Genomic DNA, 19,108 nt, shown 5'->3' with positions numbered 1-19,108 from the left:
ACGGCCTCTCCAGCTACCCACACCCCAAACTGATGCCTGAGTTTTGGCAGGTCCCCACCGTCTCTATGGGCCTAGGCCCTTTGATGGCCATTTACCAAGCGCGCTTTTTGAAGTATTTGCACGCCCGTGGCATTGCCAACACTGAAAACCGCAAAGTGTGGGTGTTCTGTGGTGATGGTGAGATGGATGAGGTGGAATCTTTGGGTGCGATTGGTTTGGCCGCGCGCGAAAACCTTGACAACCTGATCTTCGTGGTGAATTGCAACTTGCAGCGCCTGGACGGCCCCGTGCGTGGCAACGGCAAGATCGTGCAAGAGCTGGAAGGCGAGTTCCGTGGCTCGGGATGGAACGTGATCAAACTGCTTTGGGGCTCCGGTTGGGACCCTTTGCTGGCCCGTGACAAAGACGGTGCGCTCAAGAAAATCATGATGGAAACCTTGGACGGCGACTACCAAGCTTTCAAAGCCAACGACGGCGCTTACGTGCGCAAACATTTCTTTGGCCGCGATCCGCGCACCCTCGAGATGGTGGCGCACATGAGCGACGACGAAATTTGGAACCTCAAGCGCGGTGGCCACGACCCCCAAAAGGTTTATGCGGCTTACCACCAAGCGGTGAACCACAAAGGTCAACCCACGGTGCTGTTGATCAAAACCGTCAAAGGTTTTGGCATGGGCAAAGCGGGCGAGGGCAAGAACAACGTCCACCAAACCAAGAAGCTCACAGACGAAGACATCAAGTACATGCGCGACCGCTTCAATATTCCGGTCCCAGACAGCGAGTTGTCCAAGATTCCGTTTTACAAGCCCGCGGACGACACGCCCGAAATGCGTTACCTGCACGAGCGCCGCAAGGCCTTGGGTGGCTACTTGCCTCACCGTCGCACCAAAGCTGAAGAAAGCTTCACGGTGCCTTCGTTGGACATTTTCAAATCGGTGATGGACCCCACCCCCGAAGGTCGTGAAATCTCGACCACCCAAGCCTATGTGCGCTTCCTCACGCAGTTGCTGCGTGACCAAGCCTTGGGCCCACGCGTGGTGCCTATTTTGGTGGACGAAGCCCGTACCTTTGGTATGGAAGGTTTGTTCCGTCAAATCGGTATTTACAACCCTGCCGGTCAGCAGTACACCCCGGTCGACAAAGACCAGGTCATGTACTACAAGGAAGACGTGGCGGGCCAGATCTTGCAAGAAGGCATCAACGAAGCCGGCGGCATGTCGAGCTGGATTGCAGCGGCCACCAGCTACTCCACCAGCAACCGCATCATGGTGCCGTTCTACGTGTACTACTCGATGTTTGGCTTCCAGCGCATTGGCGACTTGGCCTGGGCCGCAGGCGACATGCAAGCACGTGGCTTCTTGTTGGGCGGCACCTCGGGCCGCACCACCTTGAACGGCGAAGGCTTGCAGCACGAAGACGGTCACAGCCACATCATGGCCAACACCATCCCCAACTGCGTGTCGTATGACCCGACCTTCGCACACGAAGTGGGCATCATCTTGCACCACGGCTTGAAGCGCATGGTCGAGAAGCAAGACAACGTCTTCTACTACCTGACCTTGTTGAACGAGAACTACGCCATGCCAGGCCTCAAGGCCGGCACGGAAGAGCAAATCATCAAAGGCATGTACTTGCTGCAGCAAGGCGAGGGTGCCAAAAAAGCACCACGCGTCAACCTGTTGGGCTCTGGCACCATCTTGCGTGAATCCATCGCCGCCCGCGACTTGCTGGCCGCCGACTGGGGCGTGGCAGCCAACGTGTGGAGCTGCCCCAGCTTCAACGAGCTGACCCGCGATGGCCAAGACGCCGAGCGTTACAACCTGTTGCACCCGACAGACGCACCGAAAGTGCCGTTTGTGGCCGCACAGCTCGACCCCTATACCGGTCCAGTGGTGGCCTCGACCGACTACATGAAGGCCTATGCCGAGCAAATTCGCCCGTTCATTCCCAAGGGCCGCACCTACAAGGTGTTGGGCACCGATGGTTTCGGCCGCAGCGACTTCCGCAGCAAGCTGCGCGAGCACTTTGAAATCAACCGCCACTACATCGTCGTGGCGGCACTCAAGGCCCTGAGCGAAGACGGCACCGTGCCGGTGAGCCAAGTGGCTGAGGCGATTCAAAAGTACGGCATCAAAGTCGACAAGATCAACCCGCTGCACGCTTAATTCGGGAGACAAAACATGGCATTGGTAGAAGTAAAAGTCCCAGACATTGGCGATTTCGACGAAGTGGCAGTCATTGAACTGCTGGTCAAAGTGGGCGACACGGTCAAGGCTGAGCAGTCCTTGATCACGGTCGAGTCCGACAAAGCCTCGATGGAAATTCCATCCAGCACCGCTGGTGTGGTCAAAGAACTGCGCGTCAAGCTGGGTGACAAAGTCAAACAAGGCTCGGTGGTCTTGGTGGTGGAGGCCTCGGCCGCCGCAGCCCCTGCCGCAGTGGCTTCGGCACCTGCCGCCGTTGCGTCCGCAGCCGTCGCCGCACCTGTGGCGGTCGTGGCCCCCGCCGCAGCCCCAGCCGCCTCAGGCCCGATTGACATTCATGTGCCAGATATTGGCGACTTCAAAGACGTGGCCGTCATCGAAGTGTTCGTCAAACCGGGTGACGCCATCAAGGTCGAGCAGTCGCTCATCACGGTGGAGTCGGACAAGGCTTCGATGGAAATTCCATCCTCACACGCCGGCGTGCTCAAAGAGCTCAAAGTCAAAGTGGGTGACAAGGTCAACATCGGTGACTTGTTGGCCATTCTCGAAGGCTCTGTGGCTGTTGCTGCTGCCGCTGTGGCAACGCCTGTGGCTGCTGCCGTTTCTGCGCCCACTGCTGTCGCTGTGGCCGCCGCCGCCGTGGCCGCTCCTGCGCATGCACCGGGTGCTTCCACACTGGGCCTGCCCCATGCATCGCCTTCGGTGCGCAAGTTCGCCCGCGAACTGGGCGTGCCACTGGAAGAAGTCAAAGGCCAAGGCCCGAAAGGCCGCATCACCCAAGACGATGTCCAAGCCTTCACCAAGGCTGTCATGTCGGGTGCCACCCAAACCAAAGCTCAGGCGGCCAAAGCACCTGCTGGCGGTGGCGATGGTGCTGGCTTGGGCCTGATTCCTTGGCCCAAGGTTGACTTTGCCAAGTTCGGTCCCATCGAGCGCAAAGAGATGGGGCGCATCAAGAAGATCAGCGGTGCCAACCTGTTGCGCAACGCCGTGATGATTCCGGCCGTCACCAACCACGACGACGCAGACATCACCGACCTCGAAGCTTTCCGCGTCTCGACCAACAAAGAAAACGAGAAGTCGGGCGTCAAAGTCACCATGCTGGCTTTCTTGATCAAGGCCTGTGTGGCCGCGCTCAAGAAGTACCCTGAATTCAACAGCAGCTTGGATGGCGATGCCCTGGTCTACAAAAACTACTGGCACATCGGCTTTGCCGCTGACACGCCCAATGGCTTGATGGTTCCCGTCATCCGCGATTGCGACAAAAAAGGCGTGCTGCAAATCAGCCAAGAAATGTCTGAGCTGGCCAAGAAAGCGCGCGACGGCAAACTCGGCCCCGCCGAAATGACCGGTGCCACGTTCACCATCTCCAGCTTGGGCGGCATCGGTGGCAAGTACTTCACCCCCATCATCAATGCGCCCGAAGTGGCCATCTTGGGCGTGTGCAAGAGCACCATGGAGCCGGTATGGGACGGCAAGGCCTTCCAGCCCCGTTTGATGTTGCCGCTGAGCTTGACCTGGGATCACCGCGTGATCGACGGCGCGGCTGCTGCACGCTTCAATGCCTTCTTGGGCCAAATCCTCAGCGACTTCCGTCGCGTGCTCCTTTAATAACTTGCGGGACAGACCGACGCGGTGCGTCGCTCTGTCCTCAACTGATTGAGAACGACATGGCACTCATTGATATTCAAGTTCCAGACATCGGCGACTTCGACGAAGTGGCCGTGATCGAGTTGCTGGTCAAACCCGGCGACACCGTGAAGGCCGAGCAATCGCTCATCACCGTCGAGTCCGACAAAGCCTCGATGGAAATTCCGTCGTCACACGCCGGCGTGGTCAAAGAGCTGCGCGTGAAACTCGGCGACAAAGTCAAACAAGGCTCGGTGGTCTTGGTGCTTGAAGGCGAGGGCGCTGCGGCTGCCCCTGCTGCTGCACCCACGCCAGCGCCAGCCGCAACAACAGCCGCTGCACCTGCGGCGGCTGCGCCAGCACCCACCGCCTCGTCATTCGGTGGCTCGGCTGACATCGAGTGCGATGTGTTGGTCTTGGGCGGTGGCCCTGGCGGTTACTCGGCAGCGTTTCGCGCTGCAGACTTAGGTCTCAAGGTCGTCATCGTCGAGCGCTATGCCACTCTGGGCGGTGTCTGTCTGAACGTGGGCTGTATTCCTTCCAAAGCGCTGTTGCACGTGGCCTCGGTCATGGACGAAGTCAGCCACATGGCCGACCTCGGGGTGGACTTTGGCGCACCGGTGGTCAACATCGACAAACTGCGCGGCCACAAAGAAAAAGTCATCGGCAAATTGACGGGCGGCCTGGCAGCCATGGCCAAGATGCGCAAGGTCACCACGGTGCGTGGCTACGGTCACTTTGTGGGCGCCAACCACCTGGAAGTGGAAGAAACCAGCGGCACAGCACAAGAAAAAACCGGCACTAAAAAAGTAGTCGCTTTCAAGCGCGCCATCATTGCGGCGGGTTCACAAGCCGTGCGCTTGCCCTTCATGCCCGAAGACCCCCGTGTGGTCGACAGCACAGGTGCCTTGGCCCTCAAAGAAGTGCCCAAACGCATGCTCATCTTGGGCGGCGGCATCATTGGCTTAGAGATGGGCACCGTCTACAGCACCCTGGGCGCACGCCTGGACGTGGTGGAAATGATGGACGGCCTCATGCAAGGCGCGGATCGCGACTTGGTCAAGATCTGGCAAAAGATGAACGCCAAGCGCTTTGACAACATCATGCTCAACACCAAAACCGTGTCTGCACGCGCCTTGCCAGAAGGCATTGAAGTCACGTTTGCACCGGCTCAAGAGGGCGGCACCGCCCCCGCACCGCAGGTGTACGACCTGGTGTTGCAAGCCGTGGGCCGCACACCCAATGGCAAGAAGATTGCCGCTGACAAAGCTGGCGTGGCTGTGACGGACCGTGGCTTCATCAACGTTGACATTCAAATGCGCACCAACGTGCCGCACATCTTTGCCATTGGTGACATCGTGGGTCAGCCCATGTTGGCGCACAAGGCCGTGCACGAAGCGCATGTGGCCGCCGAAGTGATTGCCGGTGAACTGCAAGGCAACAAAGAGCTGGCTGCTGCGGCGTTCAACGCCCGCGTCATCCCCAGCGTGGCCTACACCGACCCCGAAGTGGCCTGGGTGGGCCTGACCGAAGACCAAGCCAAAGCCCAAGGCATCAAGGTCAAAAAAGGCCTGTTCCCTTGGACGGCATCCGGCCGCGCCATTGCCAATGGCCGCGACGAAGGCGTGACCAAACTGCTGTTTGACGATTCTCCTGAGGCGCATGGCCACGGCAAGATCTTGGGCGGCGGCATGGTCGGCACCCACGCAGGCGACATGATTGGCGAGATCGCTCTGGCGATTGAGATGGGCGCCGACGCCGTGGACATCGGCAAAACCATCCATCCGCACCCCACGCTGGGCGAAAGCATTGGCATGGCGGCAGAGATCGCGCATGGCAGCTGCACCGACGTGCCGCCTAGCAAGAAATAAAACACTGCGAGCTGCAAAGAAAATGCCGCCACCCTGAAAGGGTTGGCGGCTTTTTTGCGATCCGATCGATTCGGGTAAGCACCATGATTTTGTTGATGGAGATCGAGGGCAGTCTCGCTAGACTCACTTTTTGATTGACTTCCATACCAACAAGGAGACTTCATGGTTCAAATCACCGTTAACAACAAGAAGGTGTCAGCGAACGCCACGCCAGACACGCCCTTGCTGTGGGTTATTCGAGAAGAGCTTCAACTCACTGGCACCAAGTTTGGCTGCGGTGTGGCGCAATGCGGCGCATGCACAGTTCACCTCGATGGTGAGCCCGTTCGCTCATGCTCGATCCCCCTGAGCAGCGTGGCGGGCCGCAAGGTGACGACCATTGAAGGCTTGGTGCAGACGCGCACCGGCAAAGCACTCGAAGCCGCTTGGAACAAAGAGCAAGCCCCGCAGTGCGGCTACTGCCAGTCAGGACAAATGATGTCCGCTGCCAAATTGTTGAACACCAGCAAATCCGCACTCTCTCGCACGGACATCTTGCAAGCCCTCAGCGGCAACTTGTGCCGTTGCGGCACCTACAACCAAATTGCCAGTGCTGTTTCAACGGCACAGAAAACCTTGACTGGGAGCAAAGCATGAAGACCGTCTCAGAACTCTCACGTCGCTCGTTCTTGGCAGGCTCCGGTACCCTGGCCCTGAGTGTTTCTTTTGGCCTGACCGCATCCCAGCTAGCGCAGGCGCAGACGGCCAACTTCAACCCCAACGGCTGGGTCAACATTGCCGCCGACGGAACCGTCACCTTGATGTCGCCTGCTGCTGAGATGGGACAAGGCACCATGACCGCCATGCCCATGTTGCTGGCCGAAGAACTCGACCTGGATTGGAAAAACGTCAAAGTTGTTCAAGCCCCGGGCAACCCTAAATTGTTTGGCAACCCGCGTTTTGGTGGCGGCATGGTCACGGGTGCATCGCGCACGGTGCAAGGCTACTACGACCCGATTCGCATGGCAGGTGCTCAAGTGCGCTTGGTCTTGCTCGACGTCGCAGCCAAAGCCATGAACGTGCCTGTCACCGAATTGCGCACCGAAAAAGGACACGTGATCCACAGCAGTGGCCGCAAGATGGGTTACGGCGAACTGGCCAAAGTGGCGCAAGTCCCCAGCGAACTGCCCAAGGTGGACAAGTCGATGCTCAAGCCGATGCGCGACTTCAAAATCATCGGCACAGACATTGCTCGTGTGGACGTGGCGTCCAAGTCCAATGGCACGGCCAAATACGGTATTGACCAACGCATGCCCGGCATGCTGTGGGCTTCGGTGTTGCGTGCACCGGTGCATGGCGAAACCTTGGTCAAGGTAGACGACAGCGCCGCAGCGGCAGTTCCAGGCGTCAAACGCGTGGTGCGGTTGCCCTATGGCGTGGCGGTGGTGGCCGACTCATTCCACACCGCACGCAAAGCGCGTGACTTGCTCAAGGCCGAGTGGAGCACCACGTCAAAGGCACGCAACCATCAAAGCGACAAAGTGCTGGCCGAGTACGTGGCCCGCTCAGAAAACCTGCTCGACAAGGGCATCGATTTTTTGAGCCACGGCAATGCCTCCCTCAGCATTGCTGGGGCGAGCAAAACCTTCAGCGCCACCTACACCAGCGAGATGGTCAGCCACATCTGCATGGAACCCATGAACTGCACGGCCAAGGTCGATGGCGACAAGATCGAGGTGTGGGCGCCTTCGCAGTCCCCCACGTTCATCATCGGTGCCTTGGGTGGTGCGGCGGGTTTCAAACCAGAGAACATCACCATCCACATCACCTTGCTCGGCGGCGGCTTCGGGCGACGTGTTGAGCCCGATTACGCCGTCGATGCGGCCTTGGTCGCCAAGGCCATGCCGGGCACTCCAATCCAGGTGATTTGGACCCGAGAAGACGACATCGCGCACGACAAATACCGCCCCTTGACCAGCCAGCATTTGGTGGCGGCGGTCGATGCACAAGGCAAGATCACGGGCTTGTTGCACCGCGTGGTGTCCGAGGGCATCTACGCGCGCGTCGCCCCACCTGCCTTCAAGGCATCGGGCGGCAAAGACGCACCGGTTTTGGAAGGCACAGAGATCACCTACAACATCGACAACCACCACGTGCAATTCATGATCGAAGAGCGCGGCGTGCAAGCCGGTTTTTGGCGTGCGGTGGGCCCGGGCTACACCAAGTTTGCAATCGAAACACTGATCGACGAAATCGCGCGAGGTGTGGGTGCCGATCCATTGGCCTATCGCTTGCAACTGCTGGACAAAACCCCACGCGGTGCCGCCGTGGTGCGCGAAGTCGGTGCCATGGCGAACTGGGGCCGCTCCTTGCCTGCCGGTCGCGCCTTGGGCTTGGCCTATTCAGACGCTTGGAACACGCACATTGCCATGGTGGCCGAGGTGTCCATCGAAGGCGGGCGTCCGCGCGTCCACCAAGTGTGGGCGGCGGTGGACTGCGGCCATGCCTTGCAACCGAGAAACATCCAGGCGCAAGTCGAAGGCTCGGTGGTGTTTGGTTTGTCTGCCGCTTTGCATGAGCGCATCACGCTTAAAAATGGCGAGGCGCAACAAACCAACCTCAACAGTTACCGCATCTTGCGTGCGCATGAAACGCCGTTGATCTCCGTCAAGGTCATGCCCACCGACAACCACCCCGGTGGCATGGGTGAAGCAGGTCTGCCGCCCATCGCGCCGGCTGTTGCCAATGCGGTGGCCAGCTTGACCAACAAGCGTTTGCGCACCTTACCCTTTGCGTCGGTGTAAGCACTGCGGGGCACACCACACGGTGTGAAAATACAAGCCGCCCGGCTGCAAAGCTGGGCGGCTTTTTCATCGCTTATGCCAGCCCCATTGCTCTACACCTACCGCCGTTGCCCCTACGCCATGCGCGCCCGCATGGCCTTGCTGCAAGCGGGTGTCGCCTACCAGCCGCATGAGGTGTCGTTGCGCGACAAACCGCCTGCCATGCTGGCCCTCTCGCCCAAAGGCACCGTGCCCGTGCTGGTGCTGCCCAATGGCGTGGTGCTGGAGCAAAGCTTGGACATCATGCGCTGGGCCTTTGAGCAAAGTGGCGACACGGACCATGGGTGGGCGAGGGCCCAAACTTCCCCGAACCTAGCCTTGCAGCAGGCCTGTGACGGCCCCTTCAAACATCACCTCGACCGCTACAAATACCCGCAGCGCTTTGCCGATGCCATGACGCGCGAACATCACTTTCAGCAAGCCGTGGCCGTGCTGCTTGAACCTCTGGAGCAAGAACTGCACAGCCAACCGCAGCTGGGCGGTGCCAGCCCCTGTGCGTCAGACATCGGCATCTTTCCCTTTGTGCGTCAGTTCGCCGCCGTTGACCCTGAGCGGTTTGAGGGCTTGCCTTTGCCAGCCGTGAAAGCATGGCTGGCGGCTTGGTTGGGGAGCGGGCTATTTACCGAGGCGATGAGAAAATCGGCGCTCTAGCCCGGCGCTCTAGCCCGGCGCTTAAGCCCGACACTTCTGCTGTCTCAACCCAGCGGCGACACGCCAACCACCCGAGCATGCAAAACAAAGGTGATGAGCCCCCAAAGAACAACACCAACGCCGACTGTGACGAGCGTGGCAGATGTTTGGGGAAGAACGGGTTGCGCAGTGGCATCTGACACCAGCGCTTGCTGCTCGGCTTGAGTGCGGTCGCGTGCACGCGCAGATTTGAAGTTCATGACGGACCATGCCAAAAACGCACCGAACAAGATCAGATCAGCCAAATTCCCGTTGGACAACACATGCGCCAAGGCCCACACCTTCACGGACAACACCATCGGGTGGCGCAGGCGCACTTTGAAATGATTGGCCGGGATGTACGTTGCCACCAGCAAGATACTTGCAAACAACATCAGCAACACACTGATGTGGCGAGTCGCAATGGGGGGCTGCCAGATGACCACCGGCTCCAGACGCACTTGGGCATAGCCAACGATCAAGGCATAAAAACCCAACAAAGACACCAAAGCGTAGACCCCTTTGAAGGGCTTCTCACCCCAGGCCGCGATGGTTCTGGTTCGCCATCCTTCAGCAAAGATGCGTATTGAATGCGCGCCCAAAAAAAGAACCAAACCCAAGATCAACCAAGCCATGCCAACTCCTTGTTAGGACAGAACAGACATTCTCTAGGAATATTAAAAAGTCGAGAGCAAATTAAAAATACATGTGTTTTGGTCGCAGTTTCTGCTCAATGCGCCCCAAGGTAACACCCCTCAGCCCGCTCCCCATCGGCCTCATCACCTTCTTCGCTGCACAGCGCGGCAATCAAGGCAAGGTCTGCCACTTGGCCGGGTAGCAGCAACTCTTCATTCGTCCAGCGCTTGACCAAATGGCCATTGGCCACGCCGCCCGTGTGTGGGGCTTGGTAGGCGCGGCGGTGTTGCATGGTCACGCCGCTGTTGGCGTTGGCGATGAAGCGGCTCTCGCCCAAGGCCCAAGGTTCAAAGTAAGCATTGGCGGCGGCATCCACTTCACGAAAGTAGCTGCGTGCGCCTTCGGCGTTGAGCTTTTTGCGCACGGTGCGCGTGATCAGGCCTTGCAGGTGGTCAAGTGCCGCATCGTCCATCAGGCTGATGGTGGCTAGGCGCATGTCAACTCCGGCCAATGCAGGCGTGGCTGCTAACTCGGCGGGCAGCACGTGCACCATGGCTTTCACCACCTCGCGGTGCGGTGCCACGGCGGTGGCGATGCCGCGTGTTTGCGGCTGAATCGGGCAGCGAATTTCCACAAAGCGGGGCTTCACGGGGCCGGTGCACCCGTCGTGGTGGTAGTACTCGCCTTGGCTCAACCGCCCTTTGCTAGAGCGTCCGCGCACATCGCGGTAGGCGGGGTGTTGGGTGTGTACGTTCAGGCACACCACCAAGCCCGTGGCATCGACCAATTGGTAAAAGGCCTCGCGCCATTCGGGCAAGAGCAGCTTGTCGTGCAGGTAGTCGCTGGGGGCCGCTTGTCCTGCTTCGCCTTCGATGACCAACACAAAGGGCTTGGGCCGACGCACGCGCCACAAAGCATTGGCAAATTCCATCACCGAGGTGTTGGTGTCAGGGGGTGTGCCAGCGCTGTGGCCCGCAGTGTGGGACATGGTGAGAAGGAGGGGAGGTTGGGTCTGAATGGGGCTAGAACTTGGGCGCGACCACCGAGTTCAAGACGGCCTCAATTTTAGGACTTCGCGTGGGGTTGGACGCTTGGATGCAAAGCTTCCCACACCCGAAACGCCGCATACGCATCGTTGGCCGCATAAATGAGCTGCGACTCGGTCAAACGTAGGTTGGCCCAATTGCTGGTCGCCGCTTTTTTGGACTTTTGAAACCGCTGGTTGAACAGCACCGCCACCGCGCCTTTGACGCCCATTTCTTTGCGGTAACCCTGTGCACGAAAAATCGTGTTCAGCTCCAAAACACCCGCTGGCTCGACGCCAAATTTTTGGATGATGCGTTTGCGGTCATCGCCCAAACCAAAGCCCGCTTTGGCAATGCCACCGCGTGCCAGCAAGTCAGCGGCAACAGCACGGCACTCAGGCTCGTGCAGTTGAAACACCCAAGCGCGTTCGCCGGTTGAGAGTTGCAACACATGCGGCCCGTCGGAGGCTTCGCCCACCTTGAAGGTCGGTTTGGACTCGGTGTCAAAGCCCCAGGCACGGGCCGACACCAGTGCGTCGTGCGCAAGTTGGGCCTGCTTGCCCGTGTTCACCTGGGTGATGCGGTCCAGCCCCAGCCGCTCGAAGGGCGGCAGCAGGGCAATGGCTTCTTTGTCAGGGGTGTCGCGATGATGCGGGGTGTGTGGTGAAGCGTTCACGGGCGTGTTTTTTTCTTCGGCTTGTTTTTTTCTGTACCTTCTTTGCGTACCGCACGCTCGGCATCGGCTTGTTTGCCCTCGGCCAGCCATTGCCCAAACTCTTGGGGGGTCTCAAGCGTCAAGCGGCCCAGCGCGCCAGAGCGGAAATCGTGGATCACGATGTCTGCGGCTTTGGCCGTGTTCACGCGCCCACCGCTTTGCACCGCACCGCGTTGGCGGCCAATCGCTTCTAGCAGTTGCTCGTCGGAGTGGCTGGGCACCTCGTTGACTTTGTAGCGCGCATGCAGCGCCTGGGGGTAGTGGGGTATCAGGTAGTTCAGCAGTTCCAGTGCCACTTCTTCTTCGTCGAAGGCGTTCACGCCAATGGCACCGCTGGCCGCCAGGTTGTAGCCGCTTTGCGCCACGATGATGCGTGGCCACAGTACGCCCGGTGTGTCGTACAAATAAAAGTCGTCGGCCAGCGTGATGCGTTGCTCCAGCTTGGTCACACCGGCTTCGTCGCCGGTCTTGGCCGCGCGCTTGCCTTTGAGGGTGTTGATCAAGGTGGACTTGCCCACGTTGGGAATGCCGCAAATCAACACCCGCATGGGCTTGACCATGCCGCCCCGGTTAGGCGCAAGTTGTTGGCACGCGTCTACCAAGGCTTTGGCGGGTGAGGTCATGCTGGTGTCTAGGCCAATCGCCTTGACTCCCGGCAGGGCGTTGTAATGGGCCAGCCACAAAGCGGTGCGTGCTGGGTCTGCCAGGTCTTGTTTGCTGAGTACCTTGAGCGCAGGTTTACCCTTGATCAGCTCAGCCAGCATCGGGTTGGCGCTGGAGCCGGGCAGCCGCGCGTCGAGCATTTCAATGACCACGTCAATGTCTTTGATGCGCTCCCCAATCGCTTTGCGCGTGAGGTGCATGTGTCCGGGAAACCATTGAATCGCCATAGAAAGTCGCTGCCGACTGAAAGTAAAGGTCGCCATTGTCGGTCACGGCATGGTGACCCTGCCGTTGGAACATCAAGGATTGCTTTCGTTGCTAGCAATGCTTGCATATAATTTTAACCAGCAGGAGACCCGCATGAGCACCTTGACCATCCGCAACATCGAACCCGCCATCAAAGACAAACTGCGCCATGCCGCTGCCGCGCACGGTCGGTCGATGGAGGAAGAGGTTCGCACCATCTTGCGCAATGTGTTGACGCAACCCGCTGCAACCACAGGCTTGGGAAGCCGCATTCATGCCCGATTCGCACGCTTGGGCGGCGTGGAGTTGCCGCTGCCTGAGCGCCGTGATTTGCCGCGTGCACAAGATTTCAAGACTGAGGCTTCGTCTTGATCGTTCTCGACACCAACGTGGTGTCTGAGTTGATGCGACCAGCGCCCGAGCCAGGTGTCTTGGCTTGGTTGAATGCGCAAGCCACGCACGAGTTGTGGCTCAACAGTGTGGTGGTGTCTGAGCTTTTGTATGGCGTTGCACGCTTGTCGGAGGGCGCGCGCAAGCGCCAATTGGCGCAGACGGTATTGGCGCAGACGGTGTCTGCCATGTTGGACGAGGACTTCATGGGGCGCGTCTTGCCGTTCGATTTAGAGTCTGCGGTGATCTATGCCGAGTTGGTGGCCAACCAAGAGCGCCAAGGCCACGCCTTGGCCATGGCAGATGCGCAGATAGCCGCCATCTGTCTGGCCCATGGTGCGGTGCTGGCCACGCGCAATGTCAAACACTTTGCGGGTTTAGGCCTCTCGCTCTTGAATCCTTGGGCAGTGGTTTAACGCAAGGCCCGCAAGCCCCTGTGCACGGCATCGTCCAAGTCCACCGCTTGTTGGTGTTTGGCCTTGAGGTAGTGCTCGGTGTAGACATCCAGGTAGGCGTTCAAGGTGTCGGCGGCATGCGTGTCATGGGCCAAACCCAGGCACATGGCCCCCACCTCTGCGGTGCAAAAGTGGTCGTCGCGTTTGGAGCGGCGCAGCGTGTAGCGCGACAGGTGTTCAGGGCTCAGGCTGAGGACGGGAAGCTGGCTCAGGTACGGGCTTTTGCGAAACATCTTGCAGGCTTCGGCCCACGTGCCGTCCAGCAAGATGAACAGTGGGCGGCGTGCGTCGTCGTGTTGCACCTGGCTCACCACACGTTCAGGCGACACAAACTCTCCGGGAAACACCACATAGCCTTGCCATTGCGGGTCGGCCAATAAGCGCAACAAGGCGGGGTCGACCTCGGTTCGGGCCCAACCAAAAGCAAAGGTGTCTGGCACCACGTCGGCAATCAGCCAGCCGGTGTTGCTGGGCTTGAGCGGTTCAATGTCGGCCATGAGCAGGCACATGCCCGAGCGGGAGGGCACGCTGTGGCGCAGCGCGCACAGGCAGTGGCTGAGGATGAGGCGACAGCCCGCGCAGTGCTCGACCTGAGAGCCGCCCCGGGCCAAAAAGGGTTTCACGCTGCGCGCCAGGCGTGCGCTGCGCAAGCGCGAGACGGCGTGGGGTGGCGTGGGCAACAAGTTCAGTCGCTCACATTGCATTCGCGCCGCAGCAAAGCCAAGGCATCGTGCAGCTTGTAGTCGTGGTCGCTCTGGAGCGTGGCCTGTGCCTCGTCCACAAAGCTGCGCCACATGCGCAGGTAGTCGCTTTGGTGCTGCGCTGGGGCGTGCTCAGCGATGAACTGCTGGGCCAGGGCCGGGTTCAGGCCCGACTTGCGAATTTTGCGCACCAGCGTGGCCGCGGTTTTTTCAGTCAGCAAGGTCTTGCCTGGGCTGCCCGCCGCGATGCACAAAAACAAGGTGAGCAACGAGCTGTCGTCGCTGTGGCCCGCCGTGGCTTTGTGCCAAGCGGCAGAGGCTTGACGGTCAAAGTGGTCCACCTCGGACAAACCATCTTCCAACCAAAAATAGCGTCCCACAAAAGCAGGCGTTTGCTTGAACAGTTTGTGGGGGAGGAGGGTAGCGTCCAAGATCTTGGGCAAGTCGGCTTGCACGCTTTGGTGTAACGCTTGCACCGCTGCTTGGTAGGCTTCGGGCAGGGCCTTGGGGCTGGCGAGCGTGATCGCCTTCTTGGCACTGGATGTGCGCAAGGAGGCCACCATTTTCTGAAACGCCACCCAGTCGGGCCATTGGGTCTGTCGGGTCGCGCCAGCCAGCAAGGCGGTGCGAATGACGGCTTCTGCGTCACAACCGGCTTCTTCCAGGTCGTCGGCACTCAAGCCCATCGGCTCGGCCAACCAGATGGCGGCTTCCATCACGTGGGCCACCTGTTGACGCTTGGCCAGTTCCGCTTGGTAGTCGGCCAAGCTGCACAGCGACCACTTGGCCAATTGGGGAATGTGTTTGTCGCCAAAGCTCCCGTGCTCGTTCATGCCGAAGTGGGTGTTTTGGGGCATCACGATCAGGGCCTTGAGCATGTCCGACGCCGCCTTGGAGCGCGACATGAACGAATGCTCGCGCAAGGCCTGGGCGGCTTGGGCCAAGTCACCGCCGCTGAGCAGCTCCAGGTTCAGGCTCACCAGATTGACGATGCGGTCTTTGGCTTTTTCAATCTCGGGGCGCAAAAACTCGCTGCCAAAGTAGCGCGCAATTTGCACCATGCCTTTGGGTGCGTCGTTGGCGATGGCGTCGAGCCGGGTCTGGTCCAAGATGCCGTGTTGCACCCCAAACACCAGGGCTTTTTCAAAAAACGCACGGCCATCGAACATCGCCACCTGGCTGGCAGCGCTGGGCGGGGTGGGGTGGGGCATCAAATGGCCGACTCCTCGTCCGAGTCGCGTGCTGCCGGCGTGGCTTGGCCACGGTCGGTGGCGCTGGTCTCGACTTTGCCGTCGTCTTCGTCGGAACCTTCTTCCTCAGACAAGCCCAGGTCATGGGCGCGTGCTTTGGCGCGCAGCACCAGCAGCATCTCAATGAACAAATCAGGCACTTGGTGGCGCAGGATCCAAGCCAGTTGCATCCAGTCTTGGTCGGCCACTTCGTCTTCTTCCACCCTTGGGCGCACATAGGCAGACGCGATCAAAGCACTTTCTGACAGCATGGCCCCATCGTCTTCCAAGATGTCAAAAGTGCCCGTGCGGGCAAACGATTCAATGCGGCCCCACTTTTCCGAGAAGTAGTCCGCCAGGGCTTCTGCGCCGCCTTCGAGGTCGCCAATGGCGTTCAAAAACTCAACCGTGTCTGCGTCTTCGCGAAAAATCACGGCGTTCATCATGCCGCGCAAGTGGGTGCGGGTCAGGTCTTTGTATTGCTTTTCAATCACCACGGCGCGCGCAAACTGCTCGGGCGAGACCAGCAGGTTGATGACCGACTCTTTGGAGTTGTCGTACTCGCGAATCACGGCCAGGATGTCTTTGGGTGGCAATTGCTCCAGCACCACCATCAGGGCTTGGTCGCCCTCGGTGTCGGCCAGTTCCACCAAGGCCGCTTCCGCAGCCACGATGTCACCGCTGGCAATCAGGCTTTGGGTTTTGGCAATCAGGGCGAGTGCGTTCATGGCGTGTGTCCTTGTTTATTCTTTGCTGTCAAAGCCTTGTTCCACCATCCAGGCGTTGCCAGCTTCTTCGCGCTCTCGCGCTGCGCGTTCTTCCTGGTCTTCGGGGCCTGAGTCCGAACGCCCGCTGGCATCGTCGTCTGATCCCACCGGGGCGGTCTGTGCGCCAGCACCCATGGGCTTTTGGTGCATGTACTCCAGCGCCGCAGCCACCGTCAAAAACCAGGCACCGGTGGGCTCGCTCAAGGCCGTTTGCACGATGGGTTGGGCCCAGGGGGCGATGTGCAAGCCGTCAGACAGCTCGTCCCAGCTGAGCAATTCGTCGGCCTCTCGGCTCAACAGATGGTCCATCATGGCCGGGGCGTTGAACTGAAAGGCTTGGTGCAAGACCACGGCCACCATCTCGGGGTTGAGGTCCATCATTTGCAGCAAAAACGTCATGGCCTGGCGTTTTTCTGCCAAACGTTTGTGCAGCACGTGTTGGCCTTCCGAGTCAAAGCTCAGGTCATCCAGTTCAGCTTGGTAGGCCGAGCGCAGCTCTTGAAAGAAAGGGGAAATGTGCATGGTCAAGCCCGGTTGAGCAGTTGCTGATAGTAGCTGTTCCAGATCTCACGCGCTGTGTGTGCGGGGTCATCCAGCAGGTTGCGGCGGCGGTTGTCGTCGTAGGCTTGGCGCTTGGCGTCGTCGGACAGCACGTCGTAGGCCTCTTGCGCAGCCCGAAAGCGTGCCGGTGCGTCCTCGTCCGTGTTGCGGTCGGGGTGGAACTGCGAGGCTTTTTGACGGAAGGCCTTTTTGATGTCAGCCAAGCTGGCATCGCTCTTGAGGCCGAGGGCGGCGTAATGCTCAGAAATGGGTTCAGACATGGGTTTAAACAGGTGGTTCAAAGAACGCGCTTCACAGCGCTTGCTTGAGGCGAATTTCTTCTACCTTCACGGGGCCCATGGGCACGGTTTTGGCGCTGTTCATCTCGCGCTTGAAGCCCGCCAACTCGTGAAAGCGCATGGCGCGGTCATTGGCAATCGGCACCCAGATGGACACATGGGTGCAGCCTTCTTCTTGCAGGCCTTCGCGTGCCGCGTCCCACAAGGCCAGACCCACGCCTTGCGACCAGTGGCTGGGGCTGACGTAAATGTCCCAAATCTCGCCCATGGTGTTGGGCGTGCCTGGGTCGCGTGAGCGGTCAAAGCCCACAAAGCCAACCAGTTGACCGTCCGCCACCGCCACCTGCACCTGGGGCTCGGCGTATTGAATGGCTTCACGCCAATAGGCCGTGCTTTTGACGGCGGGTACTGGCGGCACTGTGGCGCCCGTGCGCATGGACTGGAAGGCTTCTTTGGCCGTGGCTGCGTAGAGTTCGGCGATGTGGGCGGCGTCTTGAGGGGAGGCGGGGCGTACTTGGAAAGAGAGGGTGCTGGACATGGATCAAAGACAAACGTGAAAGGCTAAGTGTGAAAGGCGAATATGAACGGCAAACAGGGTGAAGGGCAAAAAGGACCCGTTTTTTGCAAAAGGATGGATTGTCCCAGCAAATGGCCCCGTTGCCCCAGACACCCCCCAGTTCAAGCACCAAGCCCTGCGCACAGACACACGCTTGGCTTGGGGTCACACACGCCTGATCTACACTGCCAGCCCCCTTGCGAAAGACTTTCCCTCAATGATCATCCTTGCCCCCATGGAGGGCCTGCTCGACTGCGTGCTGCGCGATGTGCTGACCCGTGTGGGCGGCATTGACCGCTGCGTGTCGGAGTTCATCCGCGTCACCAACACCTTGCTGCCCGAGCGCACGTTTTTGCGCGTGGTGCCCGAGTTGGCCAATGGCGGGCGCACGCCTGCGGGTGTGCCGGTGCGCCCGCAGTTGCTGGGCTCTGACCCCGACTGCCTGGCCGACAACGCCGCCCGTGTGGCGGGCATGGGCTGCGATGGCGTGGACCTGAACTTTGGCTGTCCGGCCAAGCAAGTCAACCGCCATGGCGGCGGTGCTGCCTTGTTGCAAGACCCCGAGGTGTTGTTTCAGATCGTGCGTGCGGTGCGCCGCGCGGTGCCTGCGCACCAAGTGGTGTCGGCCAAGATGCGCCTGGGGTTTGACGACGACCGCCGTGCCGAAGCCTGCGCCCAAGCGCTGGAGGCAGGTGGGGCCAGCGAAATCGTGGTGCATGCGCGCACCAAGGCCGATGGCTATCGGCCACCGGCGTATTGGCCGCGCATTGAAGACATCCGTGCCGTGGTCAAGACCCCGTTGGTGGCCAACGGTGAAATTTGGAATGTGCCCGACGCGCTGCGGGCCCGCGCCGAGTCGGGCTGCCATGCCTTGATGGTGGGCAGAGGTATCGTGACCAACCCAGGCTTGGGCCTGGCCATCAAAGCCTGGGATGCAGGTGCCACCGGCCTTGATGAGCGCCCCGATGCGCCCCCTGATGCGCCCCCTGATGCGTCTCTTGTGGGCGTGAGCTGGGACGACCTGGGGCCCCACTTGGCGGCGTTTTGGGACATCACCTGCACCCGCATCCAGCGCCAGCACCAAGCGGGGCGCTTCAAGCAGTGGTTGAACTTTTTGCGCAAGCACTACCCGCAAGCCCAAGACGCCTACCTGGACTTGCGCACCGTCACCCAGCCCGAGCGCATGGCCGAATGGTTGGCCACCAACGCCGCGCGCAAAATGGTGGCATGAAAGCACCCCCTAGACTCCAAGCCCTTGTTGACGAAGGCCTGATCGACACCGTGGTGCGTCAGCTCATGAGCGGCAAAGAAGCCATGGTCTATGTGGTGCGCTGCGGCGACGACACCCGTTGCGCCAAGATTTACAAAGAGGCCACCCAGCGCAGCTTTCGCCAAGCGGTGGACTACACCGAAAACCGCAAAGTCAAAAACTCGCGCCAGGCCCGTGCCATGGCCAAGGGCACCAAGTTTGGCCGCCAAGCCCAAGAGGCTGCGTGGCAAAGCGCCGAGGTCGATGCGCTGTACCGCCTGGCGGGTGCCGGGGTGCGCGTGCCCCAGCCTTACAACTTTTACGAAGGCGTGCTGTTGATGGAGCTGGTCACCGATGCGCAGGGCGACGCCGCCCCGCGCCTCAACGACGTGGCCTTCACCCCCGAACAAGCCTTGCAGCACCACCGCACCCTGATTGGCGA

At 60.1% G+C, this 19,108-nt stretch carries 20 protein-coding genes; 10 read left to right on the top strand and 10 right to left on the bottom strand.

Features of this window, described 5'->3' with window-relative positions; translation table 11 throughout:
• From aceE to ACKWJN_RS17185, 6 genes are all read left to right on the top strand, one after another.
• Positions 1-2,165: pyruvate dehydrogenase (acetyl-transferring), homodimeric type (aceE, locus tag ACKWJN_RS17210; RefSeq protein WP_408598950.1), on the top strand; the 2,165-nt coding region annotated here is incomplete at its 5' end.
• A 15-nt stretch (positions 2,166-2,180) separates the two neighbouring features.
• Entirely contained in the window at positions 2,181-3,815 is a 1,635-nt protein-coding gene (aceF, locus tag ACKWJN_RS17205; RefSeq protein ID WP_408598949.1) for a dihydrolipoyllysine-residue acetyltransferase, read from the top strand.
• Between the two features lie 59 nt (positions 3,816-3,874).
• A complete protein-coding gene (gene lpdA / locus ACKWJN_RS17200; protein ID WP_408598948.1) occupies positions 3,875-5,704 on the top strand; it encodes a dihydrolipoyl dehydrogenase in 1,830 nt (609 codons plus the stop codon).
• Between the two features lie 162 nt (positions 5,705-5,866).
• Positions 5,867-6,340: a (2Fe-2S)-binding protein gene (locus ACKWJN_RS17195; protein WP_408598947.1), complete on the top strand. Its 474-nt coding sequence runs from the start codon at positions 5,867-5,869 to the stop codon at positions 6,338-6,340.
• On the top strand, positions 6,337-8,487 hold the full coding sequence (locus tag ACKWJN_RS17190) for a molybdopterin cofactor-binding domain-containing protein (RefSeq protein ID WP_408598945.1): 2,151 nt from the start codon (positions 6,337-6,339) through the stop codon (positions 8,485-8,487). Before ACKWJN_RS17195 ends, ACKWJN_RS17190 begins: the two co-directional genes overlap by 4 nt.
• Before the next feature lie 75 nt (positions 8,488-8,562).
• Positions 8,563-9,177, top strand: coding sequence for a glutathione S-transferase (locus tag ACKWJN_RS17185; protein ID WP_408598944.1), 615 nt, complete (start codon positions 8,563-8,565; stop codon positions 9,175-9,177).
• A 44-nt stretch (positions 9,178-9,221) separates the two neighbouring features.
• On the opposite strand, the gene ACKWJN_RS17180 is transcribed toward ACKWJN_RS17185, so the two are convergent.
• From ACKWJN_RS17180 to ylqF, 4 genes are all read right to left on the bottom strand, one after another.
• Positions 9,222-9,830, bottom strand: a complete 609-nt coding sequence (locus ACKWJN_RS17180; protein ID WP_408598942.1) for an NnrU family protein — start codon at positions 9,828-9,830, stop codon at positions 9,222-9,224.
• A gap of 95 nt (positions 9,831-9,925) precedes the next feature.
• The gene (locus tag ACKWJN_RS17175; RefSeq protein ID WP_408598940.1) at positions 9,926-10,819 is read right to left on the bottom strand and encodes a hypothetical protein; all 894 of its coding nucleotides are present in this window, start codon (positions 10,817-10,819) and stop codon (positions 9,926-9,928) included.
• A 77-nt stretch (positions 10,820-10,896) separates the two neighbouring features.
• Positions 10,897-11,532 (bottom strand): 3'-5' exonuclease, encoded by a 636-nt coding sequence (locus ACKWJN_RS17170; protein ID WP_408598938.1) that lies wholly within the window; start codon positions 11,530-11,532, stop codon positions 10,897-10,899.
• Positions 11,529-12,461 (bottom strand): ribosome biogenesis GTPase YlqF, encoded by a 933-nt coding sequence (ylqF, locus tag ACKWJN_RS17165; protein WP_408598936.1) that lies wholly within the window; start codon positions 12,459-12,461, stop codon positions 11,529-11,531. Before ylqF ends, ACKWJN_RS17170 begins: the two co-directional genes overlap by 4 nt.
• A 133-nt stretch (positions 12,462-12,594) precedes the next feature.
• On the opposite strand from ylqF, the gene ACKWJN_RS17160 reads away from it, so the two are divergent.
• Both ACKWJN_RS17160 and ACKWJN_RS17155 read left to right on the top strand, forming a co-directional pair.
• Positions 12,595-12,852: a FitA-like ribbon-helix-helix domain-containing protein gene (locus ACKWJN_RS17160; protein ID WP_408598935.1), complete on the top strand. Its 258-nt coding sequence runs from the start codon at positions 12,595-12,597 to the stop codon at positions 12,850-12,852.
• Complete coding sequence (locus ACKWJN_RS17155) at positions 12,849-13,286, top strand: type II toxin-antitoxin system VapC family toxin (protein ID WP_408598933.1); 438 nt, start codon at positions 12,849-12,851, stop codon at positions 13,284-13,286. Before ACKWJN_RS17160 ends, ACKWJN_RS17155 begins: the two co-directional genes overlap by 4 nt.
• On the opposite strand, the gene ACKWJN_RS17150 is transcribed toward ACKWJN_RS17155, so the two are convergent.
• Genes ACKWJN_RS17150 through ACKWJN_RS17125 form a run of 6 tightly spaced genes read right to left on the bottom strand, consistent with a single transcriptional unit; the run spans position 13,283 to position 17,399 of the window.
• Entirely contained in the window at positions 13,283-14,029 is a 747-nt protein-coding gene (locus ACKWJN_RS17150; protein WP_408598931.1) for a tRNA-uridine aminocarboxypropyltransferase, read from the bottom strand. The genes ACKWJN_RS17155 and ACKWJN_RS17150 overlap by 4 nt on opposite strands.
• A complete protein-coding gene (locus tag ACKWJN_RS17145) occupies positions 14,011-15,237 on the bottom strand; it encodes a hypothetical protein (RefSeq protein WP_408598930.1) in 1,227 nt (408 codons plus the stop codon). Before ACKWJN_RS17145 ends, ACKWJN_RS17150 begins: the two co-directional genes overlap by 19 nt.
• Complete coding sequence (locus ACKWJN_RS17140; protein WP_408598928.1) at positions 15,237-15,983, bottom strand: hypothetical protein; 747 nt, start codon at positions 15,981-15,983, stop codon at positions 15,237-15,239. The genes ACKWJN_RS17145 and ACKWJN_RS17140 overlap by 1 nt, the downstream gene beginning before the upstream one ends.
• Positions 15,984-15,998: 15 nt before the next feature.
• Entirely contained in the window at positions 15,999-16,544 is a 546-nt protein-coding gene (locus tag ACKWJN_RS17135) for a hypothetical protein (protein ID WP_408598927.1), read from the bottom strand.
• A gap of 2 nt (positions 16,545-16,546) precedes the next feature.
• A complete protein-coding gene (locus ACKWJN_RS17130; RefSeq protein ID WP_408598925.1) occupies positions 16,547-16,843 on the bottom strand; it encodes a DnaJ domain-containing protein in 297 nt (98 codons plus the stop codon).
• Positions 16,844-16,874: 31 nt separating this feature from the next.
• Positions 16,875-17,399, bottom strand: a complete 525-nt coding sequence (locus ACKWJN_RS17125) for an N-acetyltransferase family protein (RefSeq protein ID WP_408598924.1) — start codon at positions 17,397-17,399, stop codon at positions 16,875-16,877.
• A 235-nt stretch (positions 17,400-17,634) separates the two neighbouring features.
• Between ACKWJN_RS17125 and ACKWJN_RS17120 the strand changes: the two genes are divergently transcribed.
• Positions 17,635-18,648: a tRNA dihydrouridine synthase gene (locus ACKWJN_RS17120; protein WP_408598922.1), complete on the top strand. Its 1,014-nt coding sequence runs from the start codon at positions 17,635-17,637 to the stop codon at positions 18,646-18,648.
• The coding region (locus ACKWJN_RS17115) for an RIO1 family regulatory kinase/ATPase (RefSeq protein ID WP_408598920.1) at positions 18,645-19,108 on the top strand (464 nt) is incomplete at its 3' end. The genes ACKWJN_RS17120 and ACKWJN_RS17115, both read left to right, overlap by 4 nt.

The organism is Limnohabitans sp. (genome assembly GCF_046052825.1).
Lineage (GTDB): Bacteria > Pseudomonadota > Gammaproteobacteria > Burkholderiales > Burkholderiaceae_C > Limnohabitans.
Note: the sequence above shows the minus strand (reverse complement) of the source record. Positions and strands in the feature narration are given on the sequence as shown.